We start from the raw sequence: 12,900 nt of genomic DNA on the forward strand, positions 1-12,900 counted from the left end.
CAAATGGTGGACCTTGCAGGATTCGAACCTGCGACCAATCGGTTATGAGCCGAGTGCTCTGACCAGCTGAGCTAAAGGTCCCCGAGCGTTAGGGGTGGAATTATACTCAAAAACAAACTTAAAGGCAAGAATGTTTTCAAGAATTGCAAAAAGTGTCATAAATGTAATAAAGCTTGTGCCACCATAGCTCATTAACGGCAGGGGAATCCCAACCACAGGCGCTAAACCTATTACCATACATACATTAATCCCTACATATAAAAAAATCAAAATAGCTATATAGCCCGTTACCGCACGCAGGAAATAATCCCGTTCATACACAAACCCAAGACTTAGCACATACACAATCAAGCAAAAAAACAATGCAAGTAAGCCAAAAGCCCCAAATAACCCAAATCGCTCCACAAAATACGCAAAGATAAAATCCGTATTCGCATAAGGTAAAAATTTAAGCTGGGATTGTGTCGCTTCATCTTTTGACTTCCCTACAAGCCCACTTGCGCCAATAGCAATAAGAGCTTGATTCACCTGATATGGATATTTATCTGATACAAAGTCCATAATACGCTTTTTTTGATAATCTTTCAAAGGATCTACGACATACGCCACAGGTGCGAGAAAAGCAACAACAAGCCCCAAACTTATCCAAATCTTTTTATTCACACCAATTAAAAAAAGTGTGCCAAATCCGGTAAGCAAAATCACCATAGCCGTCCCCAAATCCGGCTCTTTGAGAATAATCACAAAAGGGATAAGGATAAAAGCACTAATGATACAAAACTGCTTGACCCCATAGCCATCTTTTGGGGGAGGATTAGTCGCAATATATGAAGCTAGAAGCAACATTAAAAAAATCTTCATAATCTCACTTGGCTGAATGGAAAAGCTTGTAAAAGGAATATCCACCCAACGCTGTGCCCCAAGCTTTTGTGTGCCGATAAAATGCACCAAAATCAACAAAACAAGACAAATTACATAAGAGACGGCGATAAAGCTTTTTAACTTCCTAAAAGGCACAAAAAAGAGAAAAAATACTAACCCACAGCTCAATGCAATATACTTCACCTGTTTAGAAAACAACACAGAATCTAGCTCATTAATCAAAAATAAAGATAGCCCAACCAAAGGCAAAATAAGAAGCAACAAAATATAATCAAAATGTGCTAGAATCCGTCTGTCAATCACAAAAAACTCCCAAAAATTTAAAAACTTAAATATGGCGGACAAATGCGAGAATCTCAAATACAAAAGTTCATTGTAACAGAACTTGACTTAAATAATGGCAAATTGCGGCTTGATTCTTTCCTTACCCTAAAACTGCAAATGAGCAAAAATCAGATTCAGCAACTTATCCAAGCCAACAATATCACGCTAAATGCCCTGCCTTGTGTCAAAAATGGCACTCTGCTTAAGCTCAATGATGAGATTCATATCACATTCCCAAAGCCTGATAGTTTAGATTCTAATACCCAAAATATAAGCCCATCTTTGCAGAATCTCTATGAAAATCTTAGTATTGATATTTTATACGAAGATGATGATATACTCATTATTAACAAGCCACCACATCTTGTTATCCACGATGCCCCAAGTGTAAAAGATTTAACCCTAACTCAATGGCTAAAGCTCCACGCCCACACATTGCATACGCTTAGTGGAAGGGAACGCTATGGCATTATCCACCGCCTTGATAAACAAACAAGCGGTGTGCTTTGCATTGCTAAATCACTTCTTGCCTACGAGATTCTTCCAAATCAGCTAAAATCTCGTCAAATGGGGCGATACTACCTAGCCATCATTGATACACCCTTAAAGCAGAATCTCCAAGTGCAATGCTTTATGGGGCGATGTCCCACAAACCGCTTAAAAATGAGTAAGATTCATATTGACGAAAATGAGAATCCGCCAAAAGGTGTGCGAGATTCTAAAAGCTCTTTTGTCAAACTTGCCACTTCAAATGATGGCTTACTTGAACTCATTGCCATAAAGCTTCATACCGGCAGAACGCACCAAATCCGCACACATCTTGAGAGCTTATCCCGCCACATTTTAGGCGATAGTCTCTATGGCTACAAGCCAAGTGCAAAGAGCTTTTTTTATGAGGGGAGAATCTTGCTTCACGCTTACATTCTCTACCTAGCCCACCCTAAAAATGGGCAAAACCACACTTTTAAAGCCCCCATTTTATTAGATATGCTAGAATTTATACAAAACCACTTCACAAAGGAGCTGCCAAATGGTTGCAAAGATGTTATGGAACTACTTGAGATTGATAACATTACCCGTGCTTTTGAGTGTTTTTCTTAGTGCGTGTTTTTCAGCTTTTAATGCTAACTTGCAAGAAGATTCATCACTGCCACGGCTAGATTCTGTCAATACGCTCGTTGATGTCTCATCTGTGGGCTTTGAGTGGAAGTTCATTAATGATGAAAATGTCAAGGGTTATGTCATCTACCGATCTGAATCTGGCGGAGGTAAAGGCTTACAACAAATTGCTACAATCAAAAATCGCTTTGCAACACATTTTTATGATATTAATCTATCCCCCCAAACAAAATACATTTACGCCTTTGCCGTCCTTGGGGAAAATGACACAATCTCGCCAAAAAGTGAGCCTATACATATTCAAACCTCCTTTATAGATCCGGTGGAGAGTGTCTTTGCAATTAATAATCAGCCAAGAAGCATTAAGCTTATATGGTCGCCCCACCCAAATCCTAGCGTAGATTCTTATCTTATTGAGCGATTAAACAAAGCTGGGGAGTTTAAAACGATTAAAACAATCCCGCATCGCCTTGAAGTCGAATACTTTGATGAAGATTTAAAAGATGGCGAAACCTACACTTATCGCATTGTAGCTAAAAGCCACGAGGGTGTGAAATCTAAGCCAACACAAGGCATTAGTGTAAGCACCATTCCCCAACCCGCACCTATTGAAAATATACAAGCTTCAAGTGATTTGCCCCGTAGCATTCACATCACTTGGGAAGCTGCACCAGATTCTTCGGGGGTAAGCAAAAAATACTACAAGATTCTATTCTCATCAAATGATAAAGACTATAAAGCCATAGCTACTACAAATCAAACAAACTACACACACAAGCTTCAAGCCAAAGATGATGGAGCGACTTATTATTATCAAGTTGTGCTTTTAGGCGATAATGGCTTGGAAGGGCGAATGAGCAACAATCCTGCTAAAGGCTCTTCACTTCCACCGCCTAGCACACCCACACAATTTGAAGGCAAAATGATAGATGGCAAGGCGACACTTTCTTGGCAGATTCCAAGTGATGATCGTATTGTAAGCTATATTGTCTATCGCAAAGAGGGGGCGTTATGGACGCAAAGTGCGAGATTCATTGACATTCACGCAAATAGCTTTAGTGATAAAGAAATGCAAAAGGGAAAAAAGTATAGTTATAGTGTGGTGAGTGTAGATAAGCACGGGATAGAATCTAAGCCCACACAAGAAATTGAGCTGATACTTGAATAAAATTTTGGAATAAGGATCTTTGTGCCACATTTTTTAGCCCCAAGCATTGCTTTACCAAGCCTACCCTTTATAAGTGGAGAGTATGAATTTGCCTATGAAGCTAAATGCAGGGTAGATTCTCATCAAAGCCTTATTTTGGTGCGGTTTAAAAAAGATGATACTTTGCAGAATGATACTTTAGGCGATGAGTTTTCACATAATGATTTTTTTTTGCGTAAAGTGGAGCGATTAAACAAAAATAATAGCATTATCAAATGTGAAAAAAGTAGTAAGTCCCAGCCAACAGGCATTATCAAAAATGCCTTAAAAGCCCTTATGGAGCAGCAAAGCAATCAACATCTTATCACGCACAATCTCAATAATAACTCCCCAAGACAGAATCTCCAATCACCCTTTTTTAAATCGGTGCAACATTTTTTGGATTTTTCTCAAAAATATCCACAAAAATGCTTAATTGAAGTGGGCTTTGGCTCGGGGCGACATCTCTTACACTTAGCACAGAGTAATCCACATCTTATGTGTATTGGTATTGAGATTCACAGCCCTTCTATTGAGCAGATTCTAAGACAGATTGAGCTTTTAGGGCTTACAAATCTCTACATCATTCACACCGATGCTAGAATCTTGCTTGAGATTTTACCCCCTTGTATTGCTTTAGGCATTTATGTGCATTTTCCTGTCCCTTGGAATAAAAAGCCCCATAGGCGTGTATTTTGCAAAGCTTTCTTAGAAGAATCTTTGCGTGTGTTAGATGACAATGCACTATTACATTTGCGAAGTGATGATGAGACATATTTCCGTGATGCGTTAGATCTTGCTTTGTCTCACAAACACATTAATTTGCAAGTGCAAAAAAATCACAAAAATGCCATTGTCAGCAAATATGAAGCAAGGTGGGAGCGACAGAATAAGGATATTTTTGACTTAAAGATTTTTAAAACCACAACACAAGGGCAAGATTCTTGCATAGAATCAGCAAAAAACACACAAAATACAGAAAAAACCTTTATTTTTGATAAGATTCTAAGAAAAAATTTGGATAATTACACAAATTTTCCATATAAGAAAATCACTAAGGATTGGTTTTTACACATTGATAATGTGTATTATACGAAAGATGTGTATGTTTTAGCATTGTGTTTTGGAGATTTTAATCAGCCACAAAATAAATTTTTACAAATTTCTTTTGATACATCTTGTAGCACACATTATGTCGGTGGCGATCCTATTCCAACAAAAGCAGCACATAAGGCACATAGGCATTTAATGGAGGTTTTAAGTGTGGATTCTAAAGACAAGGAGTGAAAGTTGAGTGCAATCATAGAAGCGAAAAATCTTAGTCTTGGCTACAATGATGAGCTTGTGATTAAAGAGGCGACATTTAATATTAATGCTAAAGAGTTTGTGTTTATCACCGGGGCTTCAGGAAGTGGCAAAAGCACGATTCTAAGCTCATTTTTTGGGCATTTGGGTGTGAAAAGTGGGCATTTAAATGTCTTTGGTGTGAGTATGCAAAAAGCTTCAAAAGCTCGCATTAATCATCTCCGCCGAAATATTGGCATTGTTTTTCAAGACTACAAACTCATCAAAGAATGGAATATAGAACGCAATGTAATGCTGCCTATGGTGATTAATGGCTACAAAAAAGAGGTGTGTAAATCTCAAGTAGAAAAGCTTTTGGTGCATATTAAGCTGTCCCACAAGGCAAATAAGTTTCCTTTAGAGTTAAGCGGTGGAGAGCAGCAACGCGTGGCAATGGCAAGAGCCTTAGCTCATAATCCAACCATAATCCTAGCCGATGAGCCAACGGGTAACCTTGATGACTATTCCAGTGAGCTTATTTGGAATCTGCTTAAAGGTGTCAATGAACAGCTTGGAATCACCGTTGTTGTCGTAACGCACAGAATGCCAGATAGGCTAAATATCCCTTATAGGCGACTACATATTGAAGAAGGAGTGGTATATGAATTTGCTTAGGAGACATTTGGCACTTATTATTCCGCTTCTTGCACTGCTTTTTAGCCTTGAAAGCATTATGCTTGTTAATCGTGCGGTGGCAAAGCACGAAAACAAACTTTCAGATAATTACTCCATTGTCATTGCATCAAAAAATGCCCTCACACTTGATAAGATAGAGAGCTTTATCCGTGAGGCAAAGGAGCTAAAAGCAATCACACCTGATTATATGATGAATGAGTTAAAAAAAGACCTTAGCCGCGAGAGCTTAGAGACATTGCAAAGGGAGTTGCCATTTTTCTATTCACTAAAACTCTCCATTTTCCCTGATGAAGAGCGTTTGCAAAAGATAAATGCCACACTCTCAAAGCTTAATGGCGTAACAAAAGTAGAATCTTTTAGCAAAAGCCACTCACAAGTGTATAAGCTATTGCTTATTATCAAAAGCTCCATTGTTGTATTTGCCTCACTCATTGCAATTTTAAGCTACATTCTTATGGTAAAACAAATTGAAATATGGAAATTTGAACACAGCGATAGAATGGAGATTATGGCATTTTTGGGTGCGCCAGCGTGGATGAAAAATGGCATTTTATTCCGCCTTGCACTTATAGACTCTATTATCTCAACTATTGCCATTATCACGGGTATGACCTATCTTATCAATAGCAGTAGAATGCAAGGAGTGCTTAGCACACTTGAAGTAACAAGCGATATTTTCCGTATGGGCAGTGATTTTATCATTTTGCTTTTCACATCTATACTTGTATCTATCGTATCAGTTGTGTTTGTTATCATTAAGCAAAAAGACCTCTAATGAAACAAGGCTTTGCCTCTCTTACACTCTGTGCTATTATTAGCTTATCTTTGGCAAATATTGATAAAGACATTGCAAAAAACAAAGATAAGCTAACAATAGCACAGATCCAAGAGCAAGCTATAAGCAAAAAACTTGATGAGCTAGGCAAAGCCATTAATGCCAAAAATGCCGAGCTTACAAAGCTAGGCAAACAAATAGAAACACTCTCAAAAGACATAAGCCAAAATCAAGGCAAATCCCAAAGCCAAGAAAAAACACTTAAAGATTCACAACGCAAACAAAATCTTCTGCTAGAACAAAAGCGTGAGCTTGAATCTCAAATAATTAAGCTTCTCACACAGGGTATCGCCTTTAGTATGATTATGGAGCGTGAAAAACAACTTGATTCAATAGATAGTGTGGTGGAATATGAAATTTATAGAATCCTGCATAAAAATGCTAAAGATTCTATAAAAACACTCAATGCCAAACAAAGCATTCTCAATAATGAAATTGAAAAAATCTCAAATAATATCTCGCAGATTCAAAACTCTATTAAGATTCAAACAAATAAAAAGGATAGTCTCCAAATCGCTAAAGAGCAGCAAAAAGCCACTTTGAGTAAAATGCAAAGTGAGCTTAAAAGCTATGATGAACAGCTTAAAGCCATAGTCAAAGAGCGAAAAAGCCTTGATGAGATTCTCTCTCGCCTTAACATTGTAAAAGAGCAAAAATCCCAAAGCAAGAACCAACAAGCCTTTATTGATAATCAAAAAAATCCAAACAGCATAAAAGCCCCAAAACAATTTGGCACTTCATACCGCGATGTACCAACAATCGCTTACAAAGGGGCAAAGACTATTCCGCCCCTTGATAGCTACACAATTGAAAAAAGATTTGGACCATATTTTGATCCTGTGTATAAGTTTAAAATCTTTAATGCCGCTATTATGTTTAATCCTAAAAACAGCAATGCCAGTGTGAAGAGCGTACTTGATGGCAAGATTGTCTATGCTAAGGACGCTCCGGGGCTAAAAAAAGTCATTATCATTGAGCATAGCAATGCCATTCACACCATTTATGCATATTTAGACAAAATAGAATCTAATATTAAAGTCGGCTCAAGTGTCAAAAAAGGTGCGATTATAGGCAAAGTCAATGAACGACTAAGCTTTGAAATCACCCAAAAAGATAAGCATATTAATCCAGCAGATTTTATAAAACTCTAATTAAAAAATTTTTTTTTAGCCGATATGTCTTTTGCTTTATTTTAGAACTTCAAGGAGGAAGCTATGATTAATAGTATTAATAGTGTTGAAAACAATAACGATGCTGTTAAGAATCGGATCGTAAATATGGTAAATGCGAGTGGAAGGGCGATCACGGAAGACACCCGTCCAACTGAAGTGCGTTTGCAACAAGAAACTGCACAACACCACGACAAGGAAAATAAAAAACAGCTTGAAAGTGAGTTGCGTGAGTTGAGTAAGAAGCTCAATGAAGAGATGAAAAAAATTGGCACAGATTTGAACTTCTCGTATAATGAAAATATTCCGGGACTTATGGTAACGGTTAAGGAATTTAATGGCGATAAAGTCATTCGGGAGATTCCATCAAAAGAAGCTATTGAGCTTATGAAAAGAATGCGTGAAGTGATTGGCGTGATTTTTGACAAGCAGGGCTAAAAAGAGAGATTAAATAAACTTAAAGATTCTAGAATCTAAAATTTGCGAAAGGAGGTTGTATGGCACTTGGTAGTTTGAGCTCTCTTGGGCTTGGAAGTAAAGTCTTAAATCACGATGTGATTGACAAGTTACGAAAAGCTGATGAAAGCACACATATTGATCCTATTGATAAAAAGATAGAACAAAATGTAGAAAAACAAACCGAGCTTGTTACCATCACCTCAACCTTGCGAGATTTGAAATCAAGCGTAAGCAAACTTGCTGATTATTCAACCTACTTGGGACGCTCAAGCAATATCATTGGCGATGCACTGAAAGCTACCATTTCCACTGGTGTGCCAACCCAAGATATCAAAATTGATATAGATTCAGTGGCGACTTCGGATATTAATGAGATAGGATCAAAATATGAGAGCAGAGAATCTGCATTTAGTCAAAAAGATTCCACACTCAAATTTCACTATAAGGGGCAGGACTATAAGATTGAAATCAAAGCAGGTATGGAATTAGCCGAAGTTGCACAGCTCATTACAGACACTACGAAAGGCGAGGTTATGGGGATTGTGATGAAAACAGGTGGCTCAAATCCCTATCAGCTTATGATAAATTCCAAAGATACGGGCGAATCCTCAAGGGTGTATTTTGGCTCAACTGCTACAGGCTCTGTTATCCCAAGTGGGGCTTTTGAACTTAATGATGGGGATTTTAACATTACTTTAAAAGATAAAAAAGGTATTGATAAAACCCTATCTATCAAGCTTCCAAAGACTGCCACTGAATCTAAAGCACAAGATAACGCACAGGCTTTAAAAGAAGCTGTGATTGCTACCATTAAAGACAATGCTGATTTTGAAGGATTGCTTGATAATGACTTAAACATAGGCATAGGTGGGGCTAATAGCGATATGCTGACCATCAACGATAGGCGGGGCTATGGCATAAAGGTAGAAGGTGCAAAAGCTCAAGCCTTAGGTTTTGGCGAAGATAATAAAAGCACACAAAAAGAAGATCTTATGGTAGCCACCAAAAGTGTGGGTGCTGGGCTACTCACAGGAACGATTAACATAGGCAGTGTCCCACTTGATCTCTCAACCTTAACAAACAAGAAAAATACCGCCAAGCAAAACGCACAAGCCATTGCTGATGCCATTAACAACATCGCTGGAATCTACGGCTCTGTCAATGATGAAGGCAAGCTTGTGATTAACTCCGATACCGGCGAAGTCAATATTTATGCCAACAATGACGCTGAGAGCAAAAAAGCACTAGAAGATTTAGGCTTGAAATCAGGCACAACAATGGACTATGCCAAGACACAAGAAGATTTATTCAAAATACGCAAAGTGCAGACCGCTGAAGATGCGAAATTTTCATATAATGGAATCTCAATGAGACGCCCTACAAATAATATTGATGATATTGTGAGTGGCGTAAATATTGAGCTGCTTACCACAACAGAGCCGGGCAAACCTGCGGTGATTAGTATCACACGCAATGATGAAGAGATAATAGAGAGTGTGAAAAGTTTTGTAGAAACTTACAACGAGCTTTCACTCAAGCTTGATGAAGTAACACGCTATGATGAAGATTCTAAAATCGCTGGAATCTTTAATGGCAATAGTGATATTCGTATGATACGCCCAACTCTCACTAGAATCTTTTCTACAAATATTCCAACTGAAACGGAGATTAAAAGCCTTGTAAAGTATGGACTTGCCCTTGATGAAAAGGGAAAAATGAGCCTTGATACAAGTAAGCTTTCAATGGCTCTAAGCACAGATCCAGAGGGGACACAAGAGTTTTTCTACGGGAGTGTAAAAAGCACAGAGTTTAAGGAGGTGCAAACTGATGGTGTATTCAAAAAGTTTGATCAAGAGCTTGATAAATTGCTTAATGGTGGCAATGCGAGACTTAAGCTACTTGAAGAAAGTCTTACTAAAGATGATAAAAAGCTGCGTGAAGACCGCAAGAAGGCAGTTGAGCAGCTTAACATCCGCTATGACATTATGGCACAGAGATTTGCAGCCTATGATTCTCAAATCTCAAAAACCAATAATGCCTTTAGTAGTGTTCAGCTGATGATTGACCAATCTGTAGCAAAAAAATAAATTCTAAGGAGTAAGCAATGTATGGTAACAACGCGTATAATTTGTATCAACAAAATTCAGTTTCAGTAGAATCTCCAGTTAAACTTATAGAAATGCTCTATGAGGGTATTTTAAGATTCTGTGCTCAAGCAAAGCGGCATATGGAAGCAGAAGATATTGAGAAAAAAATCTACTACATTAACCGCACGACCGATATTTTCACAGAGTTACTTAACACCCTTGATTATGAAAAAGGCGGTGAGGTGGCAAGCTATCTTACAGGACTTTACACACATCAAATCAAGCTCCTTACCCAAGCCAATGTTGCCAATGATACTGCCAAAATTGATATTGTTATCAATGTTGCCAAAGGACTTTTGGAAGCGTGGAGAGAGATTAATCAAGATGAATTGGCACGATAAGCTAAAAGTTGCTCTCCTTAACCAAGATGATAAAAGTGCTTTTGCCCTAGTTAGCAATCTCCCAGAAAATCTCGCCCAAGCACCGCTTGAAGAGAAACTTCAAGCTTTAGAGCTTATCTCTCAAACCAAACGCCTTTTAGAATCTAAACAGCTCCAAGTTAGAATCAATATGGAGCAAATCAAGGCGGCTAAAAAGTTCCTTGAAAACTCTCATCAGTAAGCAATACTTCCGCTCTCAAACCCCAGATATTCCCTATTATATGGCTTTTTTGCAACAAATTTCCCAAAAAATCCGCACATATCCTTGACTTCAAGCCTAAAATCATATAGAATGGGTGCGTTCAAAATTTTAACAACAAGGAGTTGCAATGAACAAGGCAGAATTCGTAGAATTAGTAAAAAAAGTTGGCGAATACGATACAAAAAAAGATGCTGAAAAAGCAGTAAATTCTTTTGTAGATGCTATTTCTCAAGCTCTTACTAAGAAACAAAGCGTTGAGCTTGTAGGTTTTGGTAAATTTGAAACAGCTGTTCAAAAGGCTAAAACAGGTAAAGTTCCCGGAACAAACAAAACTTACAAAACAAGTGAAAAAGCTGTGCCTAAATTCCGCCCCGGAAAAGGTTTAAAAGACCAAGTAGCTAAGGCTAAAAAATAATCTCTCTCATAGCCTTTTAGGCTATGACATTAACTTCTTAAAACTCTCACTTACACTTTTTCCATTCAATATTAAGCTAATCTCTTTTGCAATAGGCGTGTAAATATTTTCTCTCTCCCCAATCTCTGTAATAGCCCTTGCTGTGATAACGCCCTCAGCCACTTCGCCAAGCTCACGCAATATCTCGCTAATAGGCTTTTGCTTTGCTAGTCCAAGTCCTACGCGATAGTTACGCGACATCGTAGAGCTTGAAGTCAAAAATAAATCTCCAGCCCCAGAAAGCCCCAAAAATGTCTCCATTTTCGCCCCAAAATGCTCTCCAAAACGGCATATCTCCACTAGTCCTCTTGAGACCAATGACGCCTTAGCATTTGCCCCAAGATTCAACCCATCACAGATTCCAGCAGCAATGGCAATGACATTTTTATACGCCCCAGCGACTTCTCCGCCCACTACATCAGGGCTTACATACGCTTTAATAAACTTTGGCATTAATGTGCCAAATTCTCGGCTCAAAGCAAGATTGCGTGAGTGAATGACTAACGCACAAGGCAAGGACTGCACCACTTCAGAAGCAAAGCTAGGACCGCACAAATACGCAAGATTCTTATGCCAAATCCACTCTTCCATAATATCACTTACAAACGCTCCACTTCCAGATTCTATCCCCTTGCTCGCACATAGGACTTTTATATCTTTTGGCAACTTCACACGCACAAGCCACTCTCGCAAAGCACTTGTAGCAATCGCCATAACAAAATATTGTGAATCTAGCCCATCTTTATAATCTACCTGCATAATCGGTTTAGAATCTTGTGCCAATAAACGCTCATTTAAAGGTGCTAGAAGTGAGCTAAGATCTCTCCTTGAGATAATCCGCACATCATTTTTTTCTGCCAATGCAAAGGCTAACGCCCTGCCCCACGCTCCACCGCCAAATACACTTATTTTCATTCCCCTATCCTTATTCATCAAAAATATATCAAATGCTAAAATGTATAACTATATGTCAAAAAAACCTGTGTTGTCAGCACATAAGGGTTCGCATTCACAGCAGTGTTTGAAGCGACATTGCCTACAATAGGCATGCCACTCACATTTGGTGGCATAGTCTGCAATGGAGCTTGTGGCATACCTTGCGAAGCACTCATAGCCAAAAGTGCGTCATTAGTGGAAAGCTGTGTTTGCTTTAAAGTCAGCATTATGCGATGAGTTTTCAAAATCGTAATCTTCATACCTATGCTATTCACCCACGCAGGATACATAACCTTATTGCCATAGTTATAGGCATTTTCCTCATACCTTTGCACTGTGTCATACGCCTTTATCTTACCGCCCCTTCTTTGGGTATTAAGCTCCACCGTGTTAGAGACAAATAGCTCTAGCTCCACACGGGAATCTGGCTTTACAGAATAGTTTAGCTCCACTCCCGCCCCATAGCGAGACATCGGCGTATCAAGCTCGTTAAGATTTGCTTTGCCGGTTTCAAGCTCCATTTCAGAATATCCATCATTGACAAACGCATCAGCCTTTATGGAAAGATTCTTGCTGACTTTCGCTCCTTGATTCTCTTCACTCTCTTTTTTTTCAAGCTGTTTTGTAAGCGGATTTGCAGGAGATTCTGTATTTGTCTCGTGGAGGACAAGCTCTTCAGCCCCACCAAAAACAAGCACAAAGCCCAATACACACATTATCTTTTTCACGCACCGCACCTTTAGCTATCACTTCCCATTAAATCGGCTTTTTTCTGCCACTTTTTGTAACCCTACCCAGCCCCAAAAATCATATTTTCATTTTATCTC

The 12,900-nt window shown here is 38.7% G+C and carries 14 protein-coding genes and 1 tRNA gene; 11 read left to right on the top strand and 4 right to left on the bottom strand.

What is annotated here, in order from left to right; translation table 11 throughout:
• Positions 1-4: 4 nt before the first annotated feature.
• Positions 5-81: transfer RNA gene (locus HCCG_RS01425), tRNA-Ile, on the bottom strand.
• Entirely contained in the window at positions 43-1,185 is a 1,143-nt protein-coding gene (locus tag HCCG_RS11630; protein ID WP_015453788.1) for an FtsW/RodA/SpoVE family cell cycle protein, read from the bottom strand. Before HCCG_RS11630 ends, HCCG_RS01425 begins: the two co-directional genes overlap by 39 nt.
• Before the next feature lie 42 nt (positions 1,186-1,227).
• Here HCCG_RS11630 and HCCG_RS01430 point away from each other — a divergent pair, with 42 nt between their 5' ends.
• From HCCG_RS01430 to HCCG_RS01480, 11 genes are all read left to right on the top strand, one after another.
• Entirely contained in the window at positions 1,228-2,307 is a 1,080-nt protein-coding gene (locus HCCG_RS01430; RefSeq protein ID WP_034547882.1) for an RluA family pseudouridine synthase, read from the top strand.
• The gene (locus HCCG_RS01435; protein ID WP_002955587.1) at positions 2,237-3,493 is read left to right on the top strand and encodes a fibronectin type III domain-containing protein; all 1,257 of its coding nucleotides are present in this window, start codon (positions 2,237-2,239) and stop codon (positions 3,491-3,493) included. The genes HCCG_RS01430 and HCCG_RS01435 overlap by 71 nt, the downstream gene beginning before the upstream one ends.
• Before the next feature lie 21 nt (positions 3,494-3,514).
• Positions 3,515-4,798: a tRNA (guanosine(46)-N7)-methyltransferase TrmB gene (trmB, locus tag HCCG_RS01440; RefSeq protein ID WP_015453790.1), complete on the top strand. Its 1,284-nt coding sequence runs from the start codon at positions 3,515-3,517 to the stop codon at positions 4,796-4,798.
• Positions 4,799-4,801: 3 nt separating this feature from the next.
• Positions 4,802-5,470: a cell division ATP-binding protein FtsE gene (locus HCCG_RS01445; RefSeq protein ID WP_002955589.1), complete on the top strand. Its 669-nt coding sequence runs from the start codon at positions 4,802-4,804 to the stop codon at positions 5,468-5,470.
• Complete coding sequence (locus HCCG_RS01450) at positions 5,457-6,266, top strand: hypothetical protein (RefSeq protein ID WP_014667235.1); 810 nt, start codon at positions 5,457-5,459, stop codon at positions 6,264-6,266. Before HCCG_RS01445 ends, HCCG_RS01450 begins: the two co-directional genes overlap by 14 nt.
• Positions 6,266-7,477 (top strand): murein hydrolase activator EnvC family protein, encoded by a 1,212-nt coding sequence (locus HCCG_RS01455; RefSeq protein WP_002955591.1) that lies wholly within the window; start codon positions 6,266-6,268, stop codon positions 7,475-7,477. The genes HCCG_RS01450 and HCCG_RS01455 overlap by 1 nt, the downstream gene beginning before the upstream one ends.
• Before the next feature lie 63 nt (positions 7,478-7,540).
• On the top strand, positions 7,541-7,933 hold the full coding sequence (locus tag HCCG_RS01460) for a FlaG family protein (protein WP_002955592.1): 393 nt from the start codon (positions 7,541-7,543) through the stop codon (positions 7,931-7,933).
• A gap of 59 nt (positions 7,934-7,992) precedes the next feature.
• Positions 7,993-10,041 (top strand): flagellar filament capping protein FliD, encoded by a 2,049-nt coding sequence (fliD, locus tag HCCG_RS01465; RefSeq protein WP_002955593.1) that lies wholly within the window; start codon positions 7,993-7,995, stop codon positions 10,039-10,041.
• 17 nt (positions 10,042-10,058) lie between these two features.
• Positions 10,059-10,442, top strand: coding sequence for a flagellar export chaperone FliS (gene fliS / locus HCCG_RS01470; protein ID WP_002955594.1), 384 nt, complete (start codon positions 10,059-10,061; stop codon positions 10,440-10,442).
• Positions 10,426-10,662: a hypothetical protein gene (locus tag HCCG_RS01475; RefSeq protein WP_002955595.1), complete on the top strand. Its 237-nt coding sequence runs from the start codon at positions 10,426-10,428 to the stop codon at positions 10,660-10,662. Before fliS ends, HCCG_RS01475 begins: the two co-directional genes overlap by 17 nt.
• 148 nt (positions 10,663-10,810) lie before the next feature.
• Positions 10,811-11,098 carry an HU family DNA-binding protein gene (locus HCCG_RS01480; RefSeq protein WP_002955597.1) on the top strand — a complete coding sequence of 96 codons (288 nt, stop codon included), beginning with the start codon at positions 10,811-10,813 and terminating at the stop codon, positions 11,096-11,098.
• Positions 11,099-11,119: 21 nt separating this feature from the next.
• On the opposite strand, the gene HCCG_RS01485 is transcribed toward HCCG_RS01480, so the two are convergent.
• Both HCCG_RS01485 and HCCG_RS01490 read right to left on the bottom strand, forming a co-directional pair.
• Positions 11,120-12,052 (bottom strand): NAD(P)H-dependent glycerol-3-phosphate dehydrogenase, encoded by a 933-nt coding sequence (locus HCCG_RS01485; RefSeq protein WP_002955598.1) that lies wholly within the window; start codon positions 12,050-12,052, stop codon positions 11,120-11,122.
• A gap of 35 nt (positions 12,053-12,087) precedes the next feature.
• On the bottom strand, positions 12,088-12,801 hold the full coding sequence (locus HCCG_RS01490; RefSeq protein ID WP_230197821.1) for a hypothetical protein: 714 nt from the start codon (positions 12,799-12,801) through the stop codon (positions 12,088-12,090).
• Between the last annotated feature and the right edge of the window lie 99 nt (positions 12,802-12,900).

It is taken from the genome of Helicobacter cinaedi CCUG 18818 = ATCC BAA-847, from assembly GCF_000155475.1.
Classification (GTDB): domain Bacteria; phylum Campylobacterota; class Campylobacteria; order Campylobacterales; family Helicobacteraceae; genus Helicobacter_C; species Helicobacter_C cinaedi.

What these genes read in the sequence shown, in the direction of transcription:
- HCCG_RS01435 (WP_002955587.1), top strand. Translation starts at nt 2,237, where the DNA reads ATGGTTGCAAAGATGTTATGGAACTACTTGAGATTGATAACATTACCC.
- HCCG_RS01475 (WP_002955595.1), top strand. Translation starts at nt 10,426, where the DNA reads ATGAATTGGCACGATAAGCTAAAAGTTGCTCTCCTTAACCAAGATGAT.
- HCCG_RS01455 (WP_002955591.1), top strand. Translation starts at nt 6,266, where the DNA reads ATGAAACAAGGCTTTGCCTCTCTTACACTCTGTGCTATTATTAGCTTA.
- fliD (WP_002955593.1), top strand. Translation starts at nt 7,993, where the DNA reads ATGGCACTTGGTAGTTTGAGCTCTCTTGGGCTTGGAAGTAAAGTCTTA.
- HCCG_RS01485 (WP_002955598.1), bottom strand. Translation starts at nt 12,052, where the DNA reads ATGAAAATAAGTGTATTTGGCGGTGGAGCGTGGGGCAGGGCGTTAGCC.
- HCCG_RS01480 (WP_002955597.1), top strand. Translation starts at nt 10,811, where the DNA reads ATGAACAAGGCAGAATTCGTAGAATTAGTAAAAAAAGTTGGCGAATAC.
- fliS (WP_002955594.1), top strand. Translation starts at nt 10,059, where the DNA reads ATGTATGGTAACAACGCGTATAATTTGTATCAACAAAATTCAGTTTCA.
- HCCG_RS01460 (WP_002955592.1), top strand. Translation starts at nt 7,541, where the DNA reads ATGATTAATAGTATTAATAGTGTTGAAAACAATAACGATGCTGTTAAG.
- HCCG_RS01430 (WP_034547882.1), top strand. Translation starts at nt 1,228, where the DNA reads ATGCGAGAATCTCAAATACAAAAGTTCATTGTAACAGAACTTGACTTA.
- HCCG_RS01450 (WP_014667235.1), top strand. Translation starts at nt 5,457, where the DNA reads ATGAATTTGCTTAGGAGACATTTGGCACTTATTATTCCGCTTCTTGCA.